Source organism: Pseudomonas putida, assembly GCF_001976065.1.
In the GTDB taxonomy this organism is placed as follows: domain Bacteria; phylum Pseudomonadota; class Gammaproteobacteria; order Pseudomonadales; family Pseudomonadaceae; genus Aquipseudomonas; species Aquipseudomonas serbica.
The window spans coordinates 11834-33460 of sequence record NZ_MNAH01000013.1 but is presented as its reverse complement, the minus strand read 5'-3'; the positions used below and the strand labels follow the sequence as shown (position 1 = coordinate 33460).

15 protein-coding genes are annotated in these 21627 nt (G+C 63.4%); 2 read left to right on the top strand and 13 right to left on the bottom strand.

Going from position 1 to position 21627, the window contains the following annotated elements; translation table 11 throughout:
- Positions 1-95 precede the first annotated feature (95 nt).
- Complete coding sequence (gene prpR, locus BKX96_RS29985; protein WP_077186229.1) at positions 96-2033, top strand: propionate catabolism operon regulatory protein PrpR; 1938 nt, start codon at positions 96-98, stop codon at positions 2031-2033.
- A gap of 12 nt (positions 2034-2045) precedes the next feature.
- Here the strand turns inward: prpR and BKX96_RS29980 are convergent, their stop codons facing one another.
- From BKX96_RS29980 to BKX96_RS29940, 9 genes are all read right to left on the bottom strand, one after another.
- Positions 2046-3233: an acetyl-CoA C-acyltransferase gene (locus tag BKX96_RS29980; protein ID WP_046817770.1), complete on the bottom strand. Its 1188-nt coding sequence runs from the start codon at positions 3231-3233 to the stop codon at positions 2046-2048.
- Positions 3234-3288: 55 nt separating this feature from the next.
- On the bottom strand, positions 3289-5400 hold the full coding sequence (locus BKX96_RS29975; protein WP_077186228.1) for a 3-hydroxyacyl-CoA dehydrogenase NAD-binding domain-containing protein: 2112 nt from the start codon (positions 5398-5400) through the stop codon (positions 3289-3291).
- A gap of 55 nt (positions 5401-5455) precedes the next feature.
- Positions 5456-7099, bottom strand: coding sequence for a fatty acid--CoA ligase (locus BKX96_RS29970; RefSeq protein ID WP_077186227.1), 1644 nt, complete (start codon positions 7097-7099; stop codon positions 5456-5458).
- Between the two features lie 17 nt (positions 7100-7116).
- Positions 7117-8895 (bottom strand): acyl-CoA dehydrogenase C-terminal domain-containing protein, encoded by a 1779-nt coding sequence (locus BKX96_RS29965; RefSeq protein WP_046817767.1) that lies wholly within the window; start codon positions 8893-8895, stop codon positions 7117-7119.
- Between the two features lie 5 nt (positions 8896-8900).
- A complete protein-coding gene (locus BKX96_RS29960) occupies positions 8901-11423 on the bottom strand; it encodes an efflux RND transporter permease subunit (RefSeq protein ID WP_077186226.1) in 2523 nt (840 codons plus the stop codon).
- Positions 11424-11439: 16 nt separating this feature from the next.
- Positions 11440-12525, bottom strand: coding sequence for a WD40/YVTN/BNR-like repeat-containing protein (locus tag BKX96_RS29955; protein WP_077186225.1), 1086 nt, complete (start codon positions 12523-12525; stop codon positions 11440-11442).
- 114 nt (positions 12526-12639) lie between these two features.
- Positions 12640-13995 (bottom strand): DUF1329 domain-containing protein, encoded by a 1356-nt coding sequence (locus tag BKX96_RS29950; RefSeq protein WP_077186224.1) that lies wholly within the window; start codon positions 13993-13995, stop codon positions 12640-12642.
- A 39-nt stretch (positions 13996-14034) separates the two neighbouring features.
- Positions 14035-15903 carry a DUF1302 domain-containing protein gene (locus tag BKX96_RS29945; RefSeq protein WP_046818018.1) on the bottom strand — a complete coding sequence of 623 codons (1869 nt, stop codon included), beginning with the start codon at positions 15901-15903 and terminating at the stop codon, positions 14035-14037.
- Positions 15904-16016: 113 nt separating this feature from the next.
- Entirely contained in the window at positions 16017-16571 is a 555-nt protein-coding gene (locus BKX96_RS29940) for an RBBP9/YdeN family alpha/beta hydrolase (RefSeq protein ID WP_046818019.1), read from the bottom strand.
- Between the two features lie 257 nt (positions 16572-16828).
- On the opposite strand from BKX96_RS29940, the gene BKX96_RS29935 reads away from it, so the two are divergent.
- The gene (locus BKX96_RS29935; RefSeq protein WP_046818020.1) at positions 16829-17848 is read left to right on the top strand and encodes an AraC family transcriptional regulator; all 1020 of its coding nucleotides are present in this window, start codon (positions 16829-16831) and stop codon (positions 17846-17848) included.
- Positions 17849-18247: 399 nt separating this feature from the next.
- On the opposite strand, the gene BKX96_RS29930 is transcribed toward BKX96_RS29935, so the two are convergent.
- The 4 genes from BKX96_RS29930 to BKX96_RS29915 are packed head-to-tail and all read right to left on the bottom strand — an operon-like array spanning position 18248 to position 21562.
- Positions 18248-19258 carry a YeiH family protein gene (locus BKX96_RS29930; RefSeq protein WP_077186223.1) on the bottom strand — a complete coding sequence of 337 codons (1011 nt, stop codon included), beginning with the start codon at positions 19256-19258 and terminating at the stop codon, positions 18248-18250.
- On the bottom strand, positions 19255-19581 hold the full coding sequence (locus BKX96_RS29925) for a Rieske (2Fe-2S) protein (protein ID WP_046818022.1): 327 nt from the start codon (positions 19579-19581) through the stop codon (positions 19255-19257). The genes BKX96_RS29930 and BKX96_RS29925 overlap by 4 nt, the downstream gene beginning before the upstream one ends.
- Positions 19578-20240, bottom strand: coding sequence for a DsbA family oxidoreductase (locus BKX96_RS29920; RefSeq protein ID WP_046818023.1), 663 nt, complete (start codon positions 20238-20240; stop codon positions 19578-19580). Before BKX96_RS29920 ends, BKX96_RS29925 begins: the two co-directional genes overlap by 4 nt.
- The gene (locus BKX96_RS29915) at positions 20237-21562 is read right to left on the bottom strand and encodes an MFS transporter (RefSeq protein WP_077186222.1); all 1326 of its coding nucleotides are present in this window, start codon (positions 21560-21562) and stop codon (positions 20237-20239) included. The genes BKX96_RS29920 and BKX96_RS29915 overlap by 4 nt, the downstream gene beginning before the upstream one ends.
- Between the last annotated feature and the right edge of the window lie 65 nt (positions 21563-21627).

Below are 21627 nucleotides of genomic sequence, written 5' to 3'. Positions count from 1 at the left end.
GAGTCGCAAGACCTGCTTGCGAGCACCGAACTTGCAATATTGAAACAACTGAATTCATATATGACACCCAACTGAAACATACGAGCCCAGTCGCCATGCCGCCTCGCCTCCCCCGGATCATCGTGCTGATCAGCCACCTGCAGCGACCCCTGCAGCAGAGCCGCCTGGCCCGCGTGGTGACCAGCGTGCTGCCTGACTACTCAGGCGAAACCAACATCCGCGTGCTCGACACCACCGTCGAGGAGTCGCTGCAACTGGCCCGCGAGCTGGAGCAGAACGGCGAAGTCGAGGTGTTCGTCTGCGCTGGCGCCACCGCCGCCTACCTGCGCCGGCACCTGACCCGACCGGTGCTATCGATGCGCGTGGGCGGCGCCGATCTACTGTGGGCTTTGGAACAGGCGCGACTGCATTCACCGCAGATCGCCGTCATCAGCCATGCGCGAATCAACGCCGACCTCGACTCGCTGGCGGCGCTGTTCACCGTGCAGATCCACCAGGGGTGCTACATCACCCTCGACGAGGCCAGGCAGGCAGTAGAGCGCGCTCGCCACCTGGGTTGCCAGACAGTGATCGGCTCATCCACCGTGGTTGAACTGGCGGAGCAGGTCGGTTTGCACGGTGTGCTTTCAATCAGCCAGACCACCGTGCGCAAAGCCCTGGAAGAAGCCCTTGGCATCCTGCACAGCCAGCGCAGCGAACTGGCCAAGCGCCGGCACCTGGACGCCGTGTTGCAGCACATTCCCTCCGGCGTTGCAGCCGTGGACAACCAGGGCATCGTGCAAGCGCTGAACCCCGCATTCGAAGCGTTGTTGGGCATGCCCGCCAGCCGCCTGCTCGGGCGTCCCCTGCAAGAGTTCTGCCCGCAACTGGCACTGGACGAAGTGCTGCGCAGCGGCGTCGGAGAAGAGAACTCGGTCATTCAACTGGGTCAGAATCTGCTGGTCTGCAATATCCTGCCCATCCTCGAAGACGGCCAGCGCACCGGGCTGGTGTTGACGTGCCAGGACACCTCGGCGGTCCAACGCGCCGACCAGCGCATCCGCTCGACCCATCGCCCCGGCGGGTTTTCGGCCAGGTACCGCCTCGAGCAGATCAGCGGCAAAAGCCCGGCCACCCGCCAATTGCTCAAGCTGGCGCAACGGTATGGGGCCACCTCATCGACGGTGCTGATCACCGGTGAAAGCGGTACCGGCAAGGAGTTGCTGGCCCAAGGCATGCACAATGTCAGCAACCGCCAGGGCGGCCCGTTCGTGGCGATCAATTGCGCGGCCTTTCCCGAATCGCTGCTGGAAAGTGAGCTGTTCGGCTACCAGGAAGGCGCCTTCAGCGGATCGCGCAAAGGCGGTAAACCCGGCCTGATCGAAGCGGCCCATGGCGGCACGATGTTCCTCGACGAAATTGGCGACATGCCGGTGTCCTTGCAGACCCGCCTGCTGCGCGTCCTGCAGGAGCGCGAAGTGCTGCGCCTGGGCGCCACCGAGCCGATCAGCATTGACATCCGCATCATCGCCGCCACCCATCAAGACCTGCCGCAAGCTATCGAAGCCGGACGTTTTCGCAGCGACCTCTACTATCGCCTGAACATCCTGCGCCTGCAGACGGTGCCGCTACGCGAGCGCAGCGAAGACATCGGCGACATCGCCCGGGCCATCTTGCGCCGCCTGAATGGCGAGCATCGTGTGCCACCCTTGCAGGAGCGCCTGCTGGAATCGCTGCTGCCCCACCTCATGGCGTATCACTGGCCCGGCAATATCCGCGAACTGGAAAACATCCTGGAACGTGCCGCGCTGTCGGCCGAGGATCTGTTGCGCGGCACGGCGATCGAGGGAGCGAGCCTGGCTCTGGTGATTCCCGAACTGCGCAACAGCCGGGCACTGCCCCCAACGGTGCCCGTCACCGACCTGAAAAGCATCGCCAAGGAAAAGGAAAGGCAATACGTCCTCGACATGCTCCAGGCCTGTGACGGCAACCTGGCGCAAACTGCCAGTCGCCTGGGCATCAGTCGCTCCACGCTGTGGCGGCGTCTGCAATAGACGCTGCCCGGGTTACTGGAACACTTCGAAGAGCCCGGCAGCGCCCATGCCGCCGCCGACGCACATGGTCACCACCACATACTTCACCCCGCGGCGCCGGCCTTCCAGCAGAGCATGCCCGACCATCCGCGCGCCACTCATGCCGTACGGGTGGCCGATGGCGATGGAGCCGCCATTGACGTTCAGCCGGCCGTCGTCGATGCCCAGGGTGTCGCGGCAGTACAGGACCTGGCAGGCAAAGGCCTCATTGAGCTCCCACAGGCCGATGTCGTCGACCTTCAGGCCGTGTTGCTTGAGCAGCTTGGGCACCGCCAGCACCGGGCCGATGCCCATTTCTTCCGGGGCCAGGCCGGCCACGGCAATCCCGCGATACAGGCCCAACGGCTTGAGGTTGCGCTGCTCGGCGAGGCGCGCATCCATCAACACGCAGGCGCTGGCGCCGTCGGACAATTGGCTGGCGTTGCCGGCGGTGATGCACCCGCCGTCGATCACCGGCTTGAGGTTGACCAGGTCTTCCAGGCGGGTTTGAGGACGGTTGCCTTCATCGGCCTTGAGGGTGACTTCTTGCAGCGTCGTCTCGCCGGTGACTTTGTCGATTACCTGGCGAAGGCTGGTGACCGGGATGATTTCACTGTCGAACCGCCCGGCCTGCTGCGCCGCCGCGGTGCGCATCTGCGATTGCAGGGCGTAGGCATCCTGGGCCTCGCGGCTGATCCCGTAGCGCCTGGCGACCAGTTCAGCGGTTTGCAACATGGGCATGTAGGCGTGCAGCGCGTTGCGTTCCACCCGCGGATCGCGCTCCTCAAAGGCCCACGCCATGTGGCGATTCTGTACGGCGCTGATGTTTTCCTGGCCGGCACCGATCGCAGCCGGCATGCCGTCGACCATGATCTGCTTGGCGGCGGTGGCGATGGCCATCAGGCCCGAGGCGCACTGGCGGTCCAGGGTCTGCCCGCTGACTGACAGCGGCAAGCCCGCGGCCAGGGCGGCCATGCGCGCGAGGTTCTGGCCCGCCGTGCCGCTGGTCAGTGCGGTGCCGAGCACCAGGTCTTCGATCTCCTGGGCTTCGATTCCCGCGCGCACCACAGCCTCGCGGATCGCGTGACCGGCCAAGGTGGGCGACTTGATGGTGTTGTACGCGCCACGGAACGCCTTGGCGATCGGCGTACGGGCCGTGGAGAGAATGACGGCTTCTTTCATGCTTGAGGTCCTCAGCTATCAGTTGCGGCGGCCACCCTGAAGTGGCCGCCAAAGGTCAGTTGCGTTCGATGCGGGCCTGGTCGCTGGCAACCAGGCGCTCCAGCAATGGCGCTGGCTGGAACCACATTTCGCCGTAGGTACCGAGTGCCTCTCGGTAATGGCGAATGCGCTCGAGTACATGGGCCAGCCCCAGCCCTTGCGCGTAGTGCAGCGGGCCACCGCGCCAGGCCGGAAAGCCGTAGCCGTTGATCCAGACCAGGTCGATGTCGCTGCTGCGCTGGGCGATGCCTTCGTCGAGCAGCTGGATGCCTTCGTTGACCAGCATCAACAGGCAGCGGTCGTGGATTTCCTGATCGCTGATGGCGCGGCGCTGGATGCCCAGTTCGCCGGCGATCTGCTCGGCCAATGCCAGCACTTGCGGGTCTTCCTTGCGCTCGCGGCCTTCGTAGAGGTAATAGCCGCTGCGGGTCTTCTGGCCAAAACGGCCGAGGCCGTAGAGCGCGTCGGCGAGCTTGCAATAACCCGGGTCGTGGGCGATGAGCTCACGGCGCGATTCACGCACCAGAAAGCTGACATCGATGCCGGCCAGGTCGTGCATGGCCAACACGCCCATGGCCAGGCCAAGGTCGGTGAGCACCTTGTCGATCTGCGCAGGCGATGCACCTTCGAGCAGCAGGCGGTGCGCTTCGCGGGAATAGGGTTCGAGCATGCGGTTGCCGATGAAGCCGAAGCACACCCCGGAGACCACCGGGATCTTGCCGATGCGCTTGGCGATTTTCAGTGTGGTGGCCAGGACGTCTGGGGCCGTGGCGGTGCCGCGTACTACTTCGAGCAACCGCATGACGTTGGCCGGGCTGAAGAAGTGCAGGCCGACCACGTCCTCGGGCCTGCGGGTGACGGCGGCAATGGCGTCGACATCCAGGGTCGAGGTATTGCTCGCCAGGATCGCGCCGGCCTTGCACACCTCGTCCAGGGTGCGAAACACCTGCTGCTTGATCGACAGGTTCTCGAACACCGCTTCGATCACGAGGTCAGCGTCGGCGATATCTGCGTAGTCGAGGGTGCCGTGGATCAGCGCCAAGCGCTGATCCATCTGCGCTGCGGTGAGCTTGCCGCGCTGCACGCTGGTTTCGTAGTTTTTGCCAATCAGCTCAAGACCACGTGCCAGGGCATCGGCCTTGAGCTCCAGAAGGGTTACCGCCATGCCCGCATTGGCAAAGTTCATCGCGATCCCGCCACCCATGGTGCCGGCGCCGATCACTGCGACCCGGTTGATCGGCCGGATCGGCGTTCCCGCGTCCAGCCCCGGCAGCTTGCCGATTTCACGCTCGGCGAAAAACACATGGCGCAGCGCCTCGGATTCGCTGGACGCCTCGGCCTCCTTGAACAGTTCGCTCTCCCTGGCCAGGCCTTCGGCCAAGGGCAGGCGGCAGGCCGCCTCGATCGCCGCCACGACGCGTTGTGGCGCGCTCTGGCCCTTCCAACGACTCTGGTTCGCTGTGCGGTAGTCGGCAAAATAGTTCACCGGCAGGGTTGCTCCCGGATTCGCGTGCGGCCAGCCCGGACGCGCCGGCGCCTGCCGGGCAATCAAGTCATTGGCAAGGCTGCGCGCGGTATCGAGCAGGCTGTCAGCGTCTGGTGCCACGCGCTCGATCAGGCCAAGCGCCAGAGCCTTGGCCGCCGTGATCGGCTGGCCCGAAACGATCATCTCCAGCGCGGCCTCGGCGCCGATCAGACGCGGCAGCCGCTGGGTGCCACCGGCGCCGGGCAGCAAGCCGAGCTTGATTTCCGGTAGGCCCAGGCGTGCCCCGGCCTCCGCCACGCGGTAGCCGCAGGCCAAGGCGAGTTCCAGCCCGCCCCCCAACGCCAGTCCTCCGATGGCGGCGATCAAAGGCTTGTCCAGTTCGGTGAGGCGCACCAGCAGGCTCGACAGGTCCGGCCGGGCAAACGACGCGGCGCTGCCAAACTCGGAAATGTCGGCGCCCGCGCTGAACACCAGCCCCTCGCCGTGGAGGACAATCGCTCTCACGCTGGCGTCCGCGGCGGCACGTTCGCAAGCTTCAAGCAGTTGCTCGCGCAGGGCTTGGCCGAGGGCGTTGACCGGGGCACTGGTGAGGCCGATCAGGGCCAGGGAATCTTCACGACGGTAATGGATCAGGTTTTTCATGGATATTTTCTCAATCGGATAAAGCAGTGGAAAACGCAAGACAGGGCGGTCTCCCTTAGCTCAACGCGCTTTCCCGAATCAGCTTCTTGTTGATCTTGCCGACGCTGGTCTTGGGGATCTCGGCGACGAACTTGAACTGCTTGGGGATCGCCCATTTGTTGATGCGGCCGCGCTCGACAAACCCTTGCAGGTGCGTCTCGAGGATCTTGCGATCCAGGTAGTGGCCGGGCTCACACACCACCAGGGCCAGGGGCCGTTCGCCCCATTGCTCGTCGGCGATGCCGACCACTGCGACGGACGTGACCGAGGCGTGTTCGCTGATCAGGTTCTCCAGCTCCAGGGAACTGATCCACTCGCCGCCCGTCTTGATCACGTCCTTGATCCGGTCCTTGATCTCCACCCCGCCCTGAGGGTCGATGGACGCCAGGTCGCCGGTGTGCAGCCAACCGCCCTGCCACAGCTCGGCGCCCTTTTGCGGGTCCTTCAGATAGCCCTGGGTCAGCCAGGGTGCACGCACCACGATCTCGCCCAAGGACTCGCCATCGTGGGGCACGCTGTTGCTGCTGGCATCGACGATTTTCAAGTCGACCATCGCGATCGGCATGCCGGTCTTGATGCGCGCGGGCAGTTGCGCTGGCATCGGTTGCTCGAGCGCCTGCGCCCGCAGGTAGGTCGAGCAGAGCATCGGGCAGGTCTCGGACATGCCGTAGCCGCTGTGCACGCCCATGCCTCGGGCGGACGCCTGGGCAGCGATGGCCAGGGTCAGCGCACTGCCACCCAGGAGCATTTTCCAGCCCTCGAAGTCGGTCTGCGCCGCTTCCTCGCAGCCGAGGATCATCTGCAGGATGGTCGGCACGCAGTGGGAAAAGGTCACCTTCTCTTCGCGAAACAACCGCACCAGGCTGTTGGGCTCGTAACGTCCGGGGTAGACCTGCTTGATGCCCAACAGGGTCGCGACATAGGGCACGCCCCAGGCATGCACGTGGAACATCGGCGTGATCGGCATGTAAACGTCGTCGGAACGCAGCAGAGCGAAGCTTTGGTTGGCGCCCAAGGTGCCCACGGCATTCAGGGTATGCAGGACCAGTTGGCGATGGGTGAAATACACGCCCTTGGGGTCGCCGGTGGTGCCCGTGGTGTAGAACAGAGTCGCTACCGAGTTCTCATCGAAGTCAGGGAAGTCGTAATGGCAGGCGGCCTGGGCGAGCAGGCTTTCGTACTCCCCCAGTACAGGCAGCTCGGTGCCGGTCGCCGCGTCGTCAGTCAGCCTGATAAAGCCTTTCACGGTGTTCAGGCCGCCCTGGATCTGCTCGATCATCGGCAGGAAGTCGTCATGCACCAGCACCAGGTCGTCCTCGGCGTGGTTCATGGTGTAGAGCACCTGCTCTGGCGACAGGCGAATGTTCACCGTGTGCAGCACCGCGCCGATCATCGGCACGGCAAAGAAACTTTCCAGGTAGCGGTGGCTGTCCCAGTCGAGCATGGCCACGGTGTCCCCGGCCTTGACCCCGGCCGCCGTCAGCGCATTGGCCAGGCGATGGATGCGCTCGATCAGGGTCTTGTAGCTGTAGCGCAGCTTGTCGGCGTAGACAATCTCGTTGTCGGGTTGGTAGCGCTCACCCGACAGCAACAGTCGCTTGATCAACAGCGGGTAGCTGTAGGCGCCATCTGCCGGGGGAATTATTTTTGTCTTGAGCATGGTCGTGAATTCCTGGTTCAAAACTGCGCCGCATCCAGCAGGTAAAGGCTTTCGCTACCGGCCTTGACCGAAGCGCTCAACGAGTGGATTCGCGGCAGCAGCCGGGCGAAGTAGAAACGTGCGGTGCCGAGCTTGCCGGCATAAAAATCGTCTTCACCCTGCTGGCCCATGGCGGCCTTGGCCATCAATGCCCACATGTAGGCGTAGGCGGTGTAGCCGAACACTTGCAGGTACTCGACCGAGGCGGCGCCGATTTCATTCGGGTTGCCCTGGGCGCGATCGAGCAGCCAGGCGGTCAATTCGTCGAGGGTGTCTACCGCGGCGTTCAGCGGTTGGGTGAACTCGCCGAGATCAGCGCTGGCGTTGGCGGTGAAGTTGCGAACTTCCGATGCGAACAGGCGGTAGAGCGCCCCGCCGCTGCCGACGATCTTGCGCCCGGCCAGGTCCAGGGACTGGATGCCGTTGGTGCCTTCGTAGATCTGCGTGATGCGCACGTCGCGCACCAGCTGTTCCTGGCCCCACTCGCGGATGTAGCCATGGCCGCCGAAAATCATCTGCCCGTGCAGGGTGGTTTCCAGCGCCATGTCGGTGAGAAAGGACTTGGCGATCGGCGTCAGCAAGGCCACCAGTTCCTGGGCGCGGGTGCGGGCGGTCGGGTCTTCGCTGTACTTGGCGATGTCCAGTTGCAGGGCCACGTAGCTGGAGAATGCGCGACCGCCTTCGTTCAGGGCTTTCATGGTCAACAGCATGCGGCGCACATCGGGGTGCACGATGATCGGGTCGGCGGCCTTTTCCGTACCTGGGGCGCCGCCCGGTGCACGGCTTTGCAGGCGCTCGCGGGCATACTCGACGGCGCTCTGGTAGGAACGTTCGCCTTGGGCCAGGCCCTGGATACCCACGCCCAGGCGCTCGTAGTTCATCATGGTGAACATCGCCGCCAGGCCCTTGTTCGGTGCGTCGACGATCCAGCCGGTGGCGCCGTCGAAATTCATCACGCAAGTGGCGGAAGCCTTGATGCCCATCTTGTGTTCGATGGAACCGCAGGACAGTGAATTGCGTTCGCCCAGGGCGCCGTCGGCATTGACCAGCACTTTCGGCACCAGGAACAGCGAGATGCCTTTCGGCCCGGCGGGTGCATCGGGCAATCTCGCCAGCACCAGGTGAATGATGTTTTCGGTCAGGTCGTGTTCGCCGCCGGAGATGAAGATCTTGCTGCCGCTGACCTTGTAGCTGCCGTCGGCCTGGGGTTCGGCCTTGGTACGAATAAGGCCCAGGTCGGTGCCGGCGTGGGCCTCGGTCAGGCACATCGAACCGCTCCAGGTGCCGGCGTACATGTTCGGCAGGTAGCGTTCCTTGAGTTCCTCGCTGGCGTGGGCCTTGATCGACAGGCAGGCACCGGCGGTCAGCATCGGGTAGGTGCCGAACGACAGGTTGGCCGAGGCCACCATCTCTTCGACCTGGGCGGAAATCGCCTTGGGCATGCCCATGCCACCGTATTGCGCTTCACCGCCGACACCGACCCAACCGCCTTCGGCGAAGACCTGGTAGGCCTGGGCAAAACCCTCAGGGGCGGTCACCGATCCGTTGTTCCAGGAACAACCCTGTTCGTCGCCACTGCGGCGCAATGGGGCGATGTCGTTCGCGCTGATCTTGCCGGCCTCCTCAAGGATGGCGGCGGCGGTTTCTTCATCGATCGCCTCGGCCAGGCCAGGTAATCCGGCCCAGAGCCGGGACACCTGGAAAACCTCGTTGAGTACGAAGCGCATGTCGCGCAGGGGAGCTTTGTAGTCAGCCATAGTGCTTACTCGGAAGTGGCCAGGGCATGGGGCATGCCCGGGCGTTCAGGGGATGGGGATAAAGCGGCTTGCGTGGCACGGGCGTGCGCGACCGGCACCCGCTCACGCAGCAGGAAGTACGACAGGGCAGGAATCAGGATCAGCGCGCCGAGCATGTTCCACAGGAACATGAAGGTCAGCAGGATGCCCATGTCGGCCTGGAACTTGATCGGCGACCAGACCCAGCACACCACGCCGGCCGCCAGGGTGATACCGACCAGCCCGACCACCCGGCCGGTGAACGACACGGCGTTGCGGTAGGCCTGGGACAGCGGCAGGCCTTGGCGCTGGTGGTGCAGCTGGACGCTGAGCAGGTACAGGGCGTAGTCGACGCCGATGCCCACGCCGAGGGCGATCACCGGCAAGGTCGCGACTTTCACGCCGATGCCCATGACCACCATCAAGGCCTCACAGAGGATCGAGGTCAGCACCAGCGGCAGCAGCGCCACCAGCGTGGCGCGCCAACTGCGGAAGGTGATCAGGCAAAACAGCGTCACCGCCGCATAGACGTAGAACAGCATGGTGCGGTTGGCCTCGCGCACCACGATGTTGGTCGCCGCTTCGATCCCGGCACTGCCGGCCGCCAGCAGGAACTGGCGATCCGGGCTGCTGTTTTCCTTGGCAAACTTGTCAGCAATCGCCACCACGGCGTCGAGGGTCTCGGCCTTGTGATCCTTGAGGAAGGCAATCACCGGCATCAACGAGCAGTTGTTGTTGAACAGCTCCGGCGAGTTGACCGAGGCCTGCTGCGCGGCGTAGTTGAGCACGTCCTGGTTGCGCTGGATGCTGTTGAGCTTGGGGTTGCCTTCATAGGTGCCGGCGGTGATCTGGCGTACCGCGTTGACCAGCGAAGACGTCGCCTGCACCCCCGGTGATTGCTGCAGCTCCCAGGCCAGGCGGTCGGCGAGGACCAGGGTCTGGTAACTCAGGCAGCCTTCCGCCGGGGTCTTGATCATCACCGCGAACAGGTCGCTGGACAGTGCGTAGTGGCTGGTGATGTAGGCGTTGTCGCGGTTGTAGCGCGAGTCGGCACGTAACTCCGGTGCGCCGCTGTCGAGGTCGCCGATTTTCAGTTGCAGGCTAACCATGAAACCGCCGATGCCCATCAGCGCCGCGACCAACACCGCGCCGGTCGCCCACTTGCGGGTGGTGAAGCGGTCGAGCCAATCCCAGAGTTTGCCAAAGCCCTTGTGGCCGTCGGCACGGGTGTCGATTTTCAGCGCGCGCTCGGCGGCCTTGCGCCCTACCCCGATGTAGGACAGCGCCACCGGCATCAGCAACAAGGAGGTGAAAATCAGCACGGCGACACCGATGCTGGCGGTAATCGCCAGGTCCTGGATCACCGGAATGTCGATCAGCATCAGCACGGCGAAACCTACCGCGTCAGCCAGCAACGCAGTAACGCCAGCGATGAACAGACGACGGAAGGTGTAGCGCGCGGCGATCAGCTTGTGCGTGCCACGGGCGATGTCCTGCATGATGCCGTTCATCTTCTGCGCCGCGTGGGACACGCCGATGGCGAAGATCAAAAACGGCACCAGCACCGAATACGGGTCGATGGCATAACCCAGCCAGGCAACGATGCCCAGCTGCCAGACCACCGCAATCAGCGAACAGCCGACCACCAGCAGGGTGCTGCGCACGCAACGGGTGTAGGCGTAGATGATGACCAGGGAAGTGACCACGGCCAGGCCGAAGAACATCATCACCTGGAGCAGGCCATCGATCAGGTCGCCCATCAACTTGGCGAAACCGATCACCCGGACCTTGTACGGGCCCTTGCCCTCGGCGCCGGATTTGCGTGCGGCGCTGTCGCCGGCGTATTCGATCTTGTCGCGCAATTGCTCTTCGAGCATCTGCGAAAACTGGTGGTAGTTGATGCTCTGGCCGGTGGCCGAGGCCTTGTCCAGCAGCGGCACGATCAGCATGCTTGACTTGAAATCGCTGGCCACCAGGCTGCCGACGATGCCGGCCCGACCGATGTTCTGGCGCAGACGCTCGATGTCCCCGGGCGAGCCGCGGTAGGTATCGGGCATCACCGGCCCACCCTGGAAACCTTCCTGGGTGACTTCCGTCCAGCGCACTCCGGGACTCCACAGCGACTTCATCCAGGAGCGGTCGACGCCTTCGGTGAGGAACAACTGGTCGTTGACCTGCTTGAGCACCTCCAGGTAACCGGGGTCGAAGATATCGCCCTGGGTGTTCTCCACCACCACCCGCACCGAGTTGCCCAATCCACGCAGCGACTGGCGATTCTCCAGGTAATTCTGGATGTATGGCTGGCTCTGGGGAATCATCTTCTCGAAGCTGGGGCGCAGCTCCAGGCGGGTCACGGCCATGTAGCCCAGCATCACCGTGGCCATGGCCATCAGCAGCATGAACAGCGGCCGATAGTTGAACACCAGCCTTTCCAGCAGGTTGCCGGAGCGGCGGTCGAAATCACGCAGTTCGCGGATCACCGGCATGGCGTCTTGTTTGATATTGCCCATGTCTGGGTTCTCGCTCTTAGGGTTCGAGGGCTGGATCGGCGGCCAGCGTCTGGGCGCCACGGCTGCCCACCACCACCAGCGAACCATTGGCGGCCAGGGTGGCCCCGGCTACGGGTGGCAAATCCTGGTGCGGCATTAACTGCAGCCGGTCGCCCGTCTGGCTGGCCAGCGCGTGTCCGGCCTGAGTGAACAGGTGGTATTGGCCATGGCCGTCGACGAGTGCGGCGGTGATGCTGACGTGCAGGCCACTGTCCAGTGCGGTCCAGTGCTGCCCGCCATCGGTACTGCGCAGCACGTTGCCGCGCAGGCCGTAGACCAGCACCTCGTCAGGCTTGCCGACCACACCGAAGAAGCTGCCCTGGTAAGGCGTCGGCACGGCGGCGAAGCGCTGAGAGTGGTCATTCCATTTGAGCAACAGGCCCTGTTCGCCGGCGATGTACAGCGCATCCCCGGTGGAGGCGATGGCATTGAGGTGGAAGCCTTTCGGGTTGTCGGTGCGATCCTGGAACGGCGTCCAGCTCTGGCCACCGTCCTCGGTGCGCAGGATCAGGTTGAACACACCGACCACATAGCCGACTTTGTCATTGGCGAACCAGACGTCGAGCAGCGGTTTGTCCGCGCCCTGCTCCACCAGGCGCTGGCCTTCGGCGACCAGCAGCGGCCATTGCACGTTGCCCGGTTCGGCACTGGCCAACGCCGAGTAATGCCTGACCAGCAATTCACCGATCTGGCGGCCGTCGAGCTGTTTGCTCCACGTCGCGCCGGCATCGCTGCTGTGCAACACGACGCCGTCGTTACCCACCGCCCAACCCTGACTGGCGGTCGGAAAAAACACCGCGGTCAGATCGCTGCTCAGCGGCACGCCCGCCTGCAACCAGTGCTGACCGGCGTCATCGGAATAAAGAATATGGCCACGCTGGCCAACGGTGACCAGGCGCTCACCGGCCCGGGCGATGTCGATCAAGGGGCTGCGCACGGCCAGGGCACTGGGCTTGGCGGGCAGGTCCAGCACATCGACATAAGCGCCCGCCCGGGCGACACCCTGCACCAGAGCCAACAGCGTACACAGCAGCGCCAGCACTAAATTTCTCATGGAACCCATACCGCACCTTCAAGGTAAACGACGCCGCGATGCACTCAAGGTGCAGCCCGGCGTCGGAGTCGGTAACCCCAGACGAACGGCACTCAAGCCGCCCGGACTCTTGTTGCCTGACGCTTAGCGGATACCTGACCCTGCCAGCGCATCCGGCGCCCACTGCGCCTTCGATAGAGGCTCGATGTACTTGATGCCGCCGTAGGTGCCCGTGATGCCGTTGATGTTGTAGGAGCCACCCACCAGGTCGTAGATCATGAACGGCGAGACATCGGGGATCTTCTTGTCGTAGCTCTGGCTGAGGAAGGCGAAGGAACCCCGGTAGAGCTTGCCGCTCGAGTCGTACTGGTCAGAGGCCAGAGCGATCCAGCTGTCTTCATCCAGGTAGATGCGGCGCTTCTGGTAGATGTGCCGGGCACCGGACTTGAGCGTGCCCTCCACCACCCACACGCGGTGTTTCTCCCAACGCACGAAGTCAGATGCGATGTGGTTGGGGGTGGTCAGCTGCTTGACGTCCACGGCGTAGGTCAGCTTGTAGGTGTTGTAGGGCACGAGCATTTCCTGCTTGCCCACCAGTTTCCAGTCGAAGCGATCCAGCGCACCGTTGAAGACGAACACATCGTCGTAAGTGCCCGCACCACCCGTACCCGGGTTGGGCGTGTCATAGGCCAGGTCGGGCGCCAGCTTGACTCGACGCTGGCCCGGCAGGTACTGCCAGCTGCGGCGCGGCTGCTCCAATGGGTTGGCGGTATCCTTGAGCATGATCGCCTCGCCCGCCCGGCGCGCGGGGCCGGTGTAGTACAGCTTCATCTGAAAGAAAACGTCCGTGCTCTTGAACGGCTTCGACATTTCGTCGTAGATCGGATAGCTGGAGAACGATAGCGCGGTGGTGGACAGGCTCGGCACACCCGCCGAGTCGACGTTCCAGGAGTCGTACTTGACGTTGCGATTGCCGCCGACGCGCAGCAGGTGGTTCCACATCGCCTCGCTGCCCGAGGTCGGGATCGGGAACGGCACGCCGGGCAACAGGTTATCGATGGACAAGCCGCCGTTGATGGACTGGGTGCCGGTGGCATTTTTTACGCTGTTGTCCAGCACCGCCTGCGGCAGGGCGACGGTGCGGTGGGTCGGGTATACGTTGATGTGATAGGTGGAATAACGCTTGGCCAGCTCGGCCGTGGTGGCCGTCAGCAGGTCCTTGTATTTGTCGACGTTCTTGCCATCGATGACCAGCAGCGGCTTCTCGTCGGCAAATGGATCCGGGCGCATGCCATCGCCCGCCTTGAAGCCGGCTGGCGCGGTGGTCAGCCCGCCTGTGTAGGCCGGAATCGAGCCATCGGCATTGGCCGCCATCTCGGCGCCGACAGGGGTCAGGCTGGTGCCCAACTTCGCCGCTTCCTTGGTCGATACGGCCGCCTGGGCCTGACCGGCAATGACCGCCGCCAGGGATGCTGCCAGCACGCTGTTTAGCATTCTCATCTGAATTCTCTCCACTTGTTGTTGTATTTCGAGCGTCAATCAGAAGGTGGTCTTGAACGAGGCCGTGACCATCCCGCGGTCTTTCAGCAGCGGCGCCAGGCCGGACTGCGAAGTGATCTGGCCGGGAATGCAGCGGTACTGCCCACCGCTGCCGGGGGTGTTGTTGTCGAAGCCGGTTTCACAGGTATTGAAGGGGCCAAAGGAGTCCACGTACTTGAGGTCGAACTTGTACTTTTGATACACGTCCGCGGCGACGCCGATGGCGTAGCTGCCAGCGTCCTCGCTGCCACCGAGCTGCACGGCCGAGTTGCCCTTGAGGCCGACGTTGTAGGACATGGGCATGGACATATCGACACCCGGGAACACCTGGAACCAGGTCGGAGTGAAGTTGGTGGAGATGGAGTAGGCATTGGTGTCGACCTTGTCGACCCCCTGGTAGCTGGAGTTGCCCTTGAACGACTGCTTGCCCTTGTCGACGCTGACCAGATGGGTCATCGCGCCTTCGACAGCCAGCGAGGACGAGTCCCACAACGGGGTACTGCCAAAGCTCACCAGGCCGTTGAGTACCACGTGGAAAGTCTTGCCGCGGGCGGTGCCGGTGTCGCCTCGGGTTGGCACGGCACTGATCAGGTTGTCGCCGTTGACCAGGCCCTGTTCCGCCTGCGCACTCAAGGTCGGGTTGATGGTGGTGAAGTTGCTCAGCAGCGGCATGTTCTCGCGGTAGTTCACATCAAGGCCGACGCTGACCGGGCCCACGGCCTTGGACAGGCTGATGCCGTAGATGTCGATGTCATCGGCGTACGCAGCCAGGTATTCAGCGCCGTCGAGACCCGGCAGGCCTGGCGTCTGCAGGTTGGGCGCATTGATCAGCACCACCGGCATCGGGTCCGAGGTCTTGCGGTAGTAGAAGCCCAGGGTGCCATCCAGCCACTGCGGGCTCCACTTGGCCATCAGCCCGAAGTCACCAGTGTTGTGCGGCTTGAGGTCATGCCCGCGCGGCGTACCGTAGAACGCCCCGGCCCCGTTCAACGCCGTCGGCACCGGCAGCCAGAACACTTCCCCGCCTTCGCCGAACATGTCGTAGCCGCCCATGTAGGTGCCACCCTCGGGCAGACGGGTGTTGCGGAACTCCAGGAAGTATTGCGCGCCCAAGGTCAGCTCAGGGTTGACTGTGAACGACATGGACAGCTGGTTGCGCGGCAGGAACAGCTCTTTGGTCTCGGTGCCGGGCACGTTGTACAACTTGGCCAGGTCCAGGGCCGACTGACCGTAGTTGATGCCGTTGGCCGCGTTGAACAGGGTCTCGCCCCAGTACATGTTGTGCCGCCCGAGCTTGGCGCTGAACATCGACTCCTCGCCGACCTCGGTGCTGTAGAACACAAAGGCATCGAGAATCTCGCCGGAGGGACCGTTGTAATAACGATCTGTGTAGCCGCTCAGGCCATGCTTGCGGGCCGTGTGGCCGTTCAGCGAATCGCCGGGCTGGATCGCCCCGGACTGCCGCGCCGCGACCAGGTTGCCAGCATTGTCCGCCTGCCCTGGAAAAGGGTTGGAATTGGAGCCGACATTGTCATAGGCATGGTCGTACCAGCTCGCGGTACTGACCCGAAAACCCATCTGGCGTTGATAGACCACGTCCAGCTCGGTCAGCAGGTCGACCCGCTGGGTCACCGCACTGCCGACACTGAAATTCTTGTCACCGTCGTTGTAGTTGGAGGCGCTGGCAATCTTCGAATTCTCGCCTTCCACCCGTTGACCGTAACTGGTCTTCAGGGTGTTATCGAAACGCACGGCCCAATTCTCACTATCACCGAATTCAAAGGCCTGGGCAGCCGGCATGGACGCGAACAATGTGGCGCTGGCCAGCAGGCTCAGATGCAGCGGACAGGGTCTTGTCGTGGTGTGCATTGCGTTGTCTCCGTTTTTTGTTGTTTTTGTTTTTTGGCGCTAACAACGGGCTCGCATCCGGTCCTGGTGCCGCTGCGAGTTTTCTTCAGGCGGTTTGATTCAGGCGTTTTCGACTAGCGATCGAGCGTGCGGATAAAGTCTTCGGCCTGCGGCCACTCGCCGTATCCGGCGGCAGGATTGAGATGGCCGACGGCACCGAGGTTGACCAGTTGACCGCCCCATTGCGCGGCCATCCGGGTCACGGCTTCGAGGCTTGCAAGGTGGTCGTTGGTACTGGCCGCGACGATCGCCGGGAACGGCAGAGGTCCGTTTGGCAACGGGTCCCAGCCATTGGCCCGCAGGTTCTCCGGGGTTGGATAACCGGCTGGCCAGTTGGCCTCGAGGTCCGGCGGCGCGGCCAGCAAGGCGCCCTTGATCGGACGGTCATGACGGGCGGCCCAGTGCACCACCATCAGCACACCGGCGCTGTGGGCCACCAGGATCACCGGGCCGGAAATTTTCTCCAGTTCGCTCTGGATCGCTTCCACCCGAGCCGCCAGGCTGAGCTTGTTGTCTTCCAGTGGCGGCACCGAGCGGACGTTGTCCAGCTTCGCTTCAAGCAAGGTTTGCCAATGCGCTGGCACGTGTTCGCGCAGGCCGGGAACTATCAAAATCGTGGTGTCATTCATCGCGTTTTTTACCCTCGAACAATCCATCGAGCGGGTCCGCCAACATTCCGAACCCTGCCAGCAGCACAGTAGGATTCGCCTTGTCGGCGCGCGTTACATTTGGCGTCAGCCACTTCCCTTTTGGTGACAGCGCCGCAGAATCGCCCCGGGAGATTTACCGCGCCCGGAGCTTTTCATTTCGCGATCAAGTCTCTATAACTGGCAGGGAACCGCGACAGCGAGAGCGCATTTGTCACCACCTGGAATGTAGTCACGCCATGCCCGTACAAGCACGAACCGCCGTACTGACCAACTATCTGGACGTCGCTCGCCACCTACGGCTGAACGCGGTCGCCCTGTTGGCCGAAGTCGGCTTGAGCCCCGCGATGCTGAGCGATCAGAGCCAACGTATCCCGGCCACCGCCAGCATCATCCTGCTGGAAAAATCGGCGCGCCTGAGCGGTTGCGAAACCCTCGGCCTACGCATGGCCGAGCTGCGTCAACTGGCGGATTTTGGCGAAGTGAGCCTGCTGCTCAGTCATCAGAGCACCCTGCGCGATGCGCTGGATGTGATCGTGCATTACCGGCGGCTGATCAACGAGTCACTGGCGATCTACATCGAGGAAACCGGCAACACGGTGATCATTCGCGAAGAGCTGGTGACCGACATGGGCACTAACAACCGCCAGTCCATCGAACTGGCCATCGCCGTGATGCACCGCTTCTGCGCCGCCCTGCTCGGCACACACTGGCACCCGATCACGGTCTGTTTCACCCATGACGCGCCGGCGGACCTCTCGGTGCATCGCCGCATCTTCGGCTGCAAGCTGGAGTTCGGCTGCGAGTTCAACGGCATCGTCTGTCCCGCCGCCAACCTCGACACCACCATCCCCCTGGCCAATGCGGCCATGGCCCGCCATGCGCAACGCTACATGGATTCGCTGCTGGGCAAGGACGATCACTCCGTGGCGTTCGAGGTGCGCAAATCCATTTACCTTCTGCTCCCCATGGGCCGCGCGACCATCGCGCAGATTGCCCAGAGCCAGGGCATGAACGTACGCACCCTGCAGCGCCGCCTGGGCGAAGAAGACGCCAGTTTCAGCGAGTTGATCAGCAGCGTGCGCCGCGACCTGGTGGTGCGCTACCTGGAGAACCCCGGCTACTCGTTGGGACGGATCGCCGACATGCTCGGCTACTCCATGCCCAACTCCTTCACGCGCTGGTTCATCTCCCAGTTCAACATGCCGCCGGCTGCGTGGCGCAGTGAACGCAAGATTGTGCCGCGCAAGGAGGCTTGATACCTGGCCTGGTGTTTGTCAACGGAGTACATATCCGTTGCTGCGGTAACGGCCGCTTATGGTTCCGCTCTTACAGCGGGTCACCTCGCTCCGGTCCTGCTCCGTGGGGGCAAGAAAATCAAAAGCCAGAGCAACGGCCAAAGTGAGGCGCCCTATGGGCCGACCTGATCTCAAGTGAACGCATTCCCCTGTAGGAGCTGGCTTGCCAGCGAAGGTCGTCAACGATGACGCGCTCTGTCTGAGTGACCGCGTTGTCCAGACGCTTTTCGCGAGCAAGCTCGCTCCTACAAGTAGCTCCTACAGTGGATCGGGTACGGCCGCGAGAGATGGACCGTACAAAAAAAACGGTCATCTGCTGGAAAGACGACCGCAAAAAGGAGCAAATCCCGGGACGTTCGCCTACAAGCCCCAACGCATCAACAACAGCACCAACACGACGAGAAAGACCGTCTCCCCCACCATCAGCAAAATGGGCTTGATCCCCACCGCCGCAAGCTCCCTGAGCTGAGTCTTCATACCCAGCGCGCTGATGGCAATGACCAGGCACCAGCGCGAAAGATCATTGGTCAAACCCTGCACAGCCGGAGCAATCCAGCCAGTACTGTTGAGGCACGCAAGCATCAAAAAGCCCACCGCAAACCAAGGCAACAACGGCGGTCGTTTACCCGTCGGATCAACACCCTGCCTGCGGGCAATCATCGCCGCGCAAACGATCACCGGCAGCAGCATGGCCACTCGCATCAACTTGACCACAGTGGCCGTATCGCCGGTCTCGGTCGACAGGCTGTAGCCGGCGCCCACCACCTGGGCCACATCGTGAATGGTGGCGCCAAGAAACACCCCGGCCGACTGCGGATCGAGCTCAAGCCAGTTGGCGATCATCGGGTAAAGAATCATGGCCAGGGTCGACAGCGCCGACACACCGATCACCGTGAACAGCGTGGCCCGCTCTTTCTGCGGATGATGGGGAAAGGACGCCGCCAATGCCAAGGCCGCGGAGGCGCCGCAAATGGCCGTGGCGCCGCCGGTGAGCATGCCAAACAGGCGCTGGAAGCCCATGGCCCTGGCCGCCACCATCGACACGAGGATGGTCACCACCACTGAGATCACCACCAGGGCCGCCGGTTTCCAGCCCAGCGCGGCGATCTGTTCGAGGGTGATGCGCATGCCTAGCAACGCCACGCCGATGCGCAGCACCGTGCGTGAGGTGAACTCGATACCGATCTTGCACTTGCCGTCGGCGGCGAGAAAATTCACCGCCATGCCGAGCAGCAACGCGAACAGCATCACCGGCGCGCCATAGTGCTCGGAAAGGAAACTCGCCGCCGCGGCAACGATCAGGCTGACGATGAAACCGGGGATCAGTTCCTGCACACGGCTTTGAACATCAGCCAGGGCAATGGCACTCATGAGGCGGGTTCCTTGCAAGCGATGACGATGAACACCTGGCCGTCGACCACCTCGACCGGGTAGCTGCCGACCTTCACGCTGCTCGAATTCAGCAGGTAGCCGCTCGCCAGGTCGAAGCGCAGGCCGTGGGCAAGGCACTGGATGACCCGGCCCTCCAGCCGACCACCACAGAGTGATGCCCCCTGATGCGGACAGCTGTCGTCGATGGCGTAGAGTTGGCCGGCGACATTGAACAGCGCCAGGCTGCGGCCCTCAGGCTCGAACAGCGTGCGCAGGCCTGGTGCCGGGACTTTCTCAGGCGGTACCGCGATGCGCCGACTCATGCCGATTGACTCCCGGCCGCGTCCTGCTCAAGGGTCTGCTCCATCGCCCGCAACAGCACCTCGGCCGGCTGTGCACCGGACAGCGCCTGGCGACGGTTGAAGATGAAATACGGCACGCCCCTGGCGCTCATACCGCCATCGTTGTAGGGGAAGCGAGCGCCCTCCAGACAGTCGGCCAGGGCCGCACGCGAGTAACCACAGGACTCGGCGATCGACAGCAGGGTGGCACTGTTCCCGAGGTCCTCGCCTTGATGAAAATAGGCGGAGAACAGCCGCTCCAGCAAGGCATCGCGCTGCGCCACGCTGCCCAGTTCAGCGGCACGCTCCAGCAGACGATGGGCATCGGCGGTGTTGGGCATGGTGCTGATGCCATTGAAGTCGATGCTCACGCCGACGCTGGCCGCGGCCTGGCGGACTTGCGCCTGGCGCGCTTGCACCGCCTCGGCACTGCCCAGTCGCTGGCGGTAGAACTCGACAAAAGGCACGCCCTGCGCCGGCAGGTGCGGCAGCAGCTGTACGCCATGCCAGGCCAGCTCCACCTCGACTTGCGGGTGGCGGGCACGCAACTGCGTGAGTGCGCGTTCAAGTTGGCGCTTGCCTATCAGGCACCAGGGGCAAATGAAGTCGAAGAACACATTGATGCGCAATGTCCCCGTCACGACGACACCTCCATCGCGGCTTTGCCCGGCGCCTCTGCGACCTTCCCGCCCTGAACGCTTGCAATGTCGTCGAGATAGTGACAACGGATATAGAAAAAAACCGCCGCTGCCGCGATGCTCATCAGCGGTATCAACTGGAAGGCGCCATGCAGGCCGATCAGGTCAGACACCCGGCCGGTGAGGAAAGGCCCCGGGGCCAGGCCGATCAGATTGTTGACCAGGGTCAGGGTGGCAAACGCGGTGCCATGCACTTTGTAGTGGGTCAGGTTGGCGATCGTGGCAATGGTCGGGCCGTTGATGCCCGTCACCAACAGCATCGCCAGGCCGATCAGCACCAACTGCAGCGTGCCAACGGGCTGCATCAGGGCCAGCGACATCAACAGGCAACTGCCCAGGCAGAACACCATGGACATCTCGATCTTGCGCAACGGCGATTGCCGGCTCAGGCGATCACTGAGCATGCCGCACAGAATCGCTCCGACACCGCAGCACAACACCATGACGCCCGCCATGACGCCCGCCTTGCCCTCGCCCATCGCGTAATAGCGGTTGAAATAGCTCGGCATCCACACAATCATGCTGCCGACCACGAATGTCTGCAGGCCGCTGGCGATGTAGGCAGCGATCACCGAACGCGTTCCGTACAGGGTGCGCAGAGGGCGCTCGGCTGTGGCCTTGTTGGCGATCGTGGCCAGACGCTGCGGGGCAATACGCGCTTCCTTGACGATGATCGGGTACAGCGCCGCCAGCACCAGGCCGAACAGCGCCATGCTGGCGAACGACCAACGCCAGCCCAGCTTCACCGCGATTGCCCCGCCGATGGAGATGCCCAGCACCGAGCCGAACATGGCGCCCGCCATGAAGGCACTGGCGAGGGTCGCCCGCATGCTCTTGGGAAAGACCGACACCACCACGGCGACGCCGACGCTGCCGTAGGCCGCCTCGCCGACGCCGACCAAGAAGCGCGCAAACAGCATTTCCGGGTAGTTCTGGGCCAGTGCACAGCCCAGGGTTGCCAGGCTCCACAGGCCAGCCATCAACGCCAGGCTCTTGACCCGGCCAAAGCGGTCGGCCAGCAGCGACAGGGGAATCGTCAGCAGGCCGACCATCAGCGCGACGATGCCGCTGAGCAGGCCGAGCTGGCCGTCGCTCAGGGTCCACTCGTTCTTGAGAATCGGGAACACGGCATTGAGTACCTGCCGTGACATGTAATCGGAAATCAACAGGCCAAAGGTCAGCACAAACACAATCCAGGCGTACCGACGTGGAATGCCAATCGAAGTATCCATTTCATCGGCCACAGTACTGTGATGAAACGCCATGCTGCCTCCTCGGTGTCTAGCACCCGTTTTGTTATTGTTTTTTGGTCTTGCTCACGCACTCAGCC

What these genes read in the sequence shown, in the direction of transcription:
- BKX96_RS29945 (WP_046818018.1), bottom strand. Translation starts at nt 15,903, where the DNA reads ATGCACACCACGACAAGACCCTGTCCGCTGCATCTGAGCCTGCTGGCC.
- BKX96_RS29980 (WP_046817770.1), bottom strand. Translation starts at nt 3,233, where the DNA reads ATGAAAGAAGCCGTCATTCTCTCCACGGCCCGTACGCCGATCGCCAAG.
- BKX96_RS29970 (WP_077186227.1), bottom strand. Translation starts at nt 7,099, where the DNA reads ATGCTCAAGACAAAAATAATTCCCCCGGCAGATGGCGCCTACAGCTAC.
- BKX96_RS29955 (WP_077186225.1), bottom strand. Translation starts at nt 12,525, where the DNA reads ATGGGTTCCATGAGAAATTTAGTGCTGGCGCTGCTGTGTACGCTGTTG.
- BKX96_RS29975 (WP_077186228.1), bottom strand. Translation starts at nt 5,400, where the DNA reads ATGAAAAACCTGATCCATTACCGTCGTGAAGATTCCCTGGCCCTGATC.
- BKX96_RS29935 (WP_046818020.1), top strand. Translation starts at nt 16,829, where the DNA reads ATGCCCGTACAAGCACGAACCGCCGTACTGACCAACTATCTGGACGTC.
- BKX96_RS29940 (WP_046818019.1), bottom strand. Translation starts at nt 16,571, where the DNA reads ATGAATGACACCACGATTTTGATAGTTCCCGGCCTGCGCGAACACGTG.
- BKX96_RS29960 (WP_077186226.1), bottom strand. Translation starts at nt 11,423, where the DNA reads ATGGGCAATATCAAACAAGACGCCATGCCGGTGATCCGCGAACTGCGT.
- BKX96_RS29930 (WP_077186223.1), bottom strand. Translation starts at nt 19,258, where the DNA reads ATGAGTGCCATTGCCCTGGCTGATGTTCAAAGCCGTGTGCAGGAACTG.
- BKX96_RS29925 (WP_046818022.1), bottom strand. Translation starts at nt 19,581, where the DNA reads ATGAGTCGGCGCATCGCGGTACCGCCTGAGAAAGTCCCGGCACCAGGC.
- BKX96_RS29915 (WP_077186222.1), bottom strand. Translation starts at nt 21,562, where the DNA reads ATGGCGTTTCATCACAGTACTGTGGCCGATGAAATGGATACTTCGATT.
- prpR (WP_077186229.1), top strand. Translation starts at nt 96, where the DNA reads ATGCCGCCTCGCCTCCCCCGGATCATCGTGCTGATCAGCCACCTGCAG.
- BKX96_RS29950 (WP_077186224.1), bottom strand. Translation starts at nt 13,995, where the DNA reads ATGAGAATGCTAAACAGCGTGCTGGCAGCATCCCTGGCGGCGGTCATT.
- BKX96_RS29965 (WP_046817767.1), bottom strand. Translation starts at nt 8,895, where the DNA reads ATGGCTGACTACAAAGCTCCCCTGCGCGACATGCGCTTCGTACTCAAC.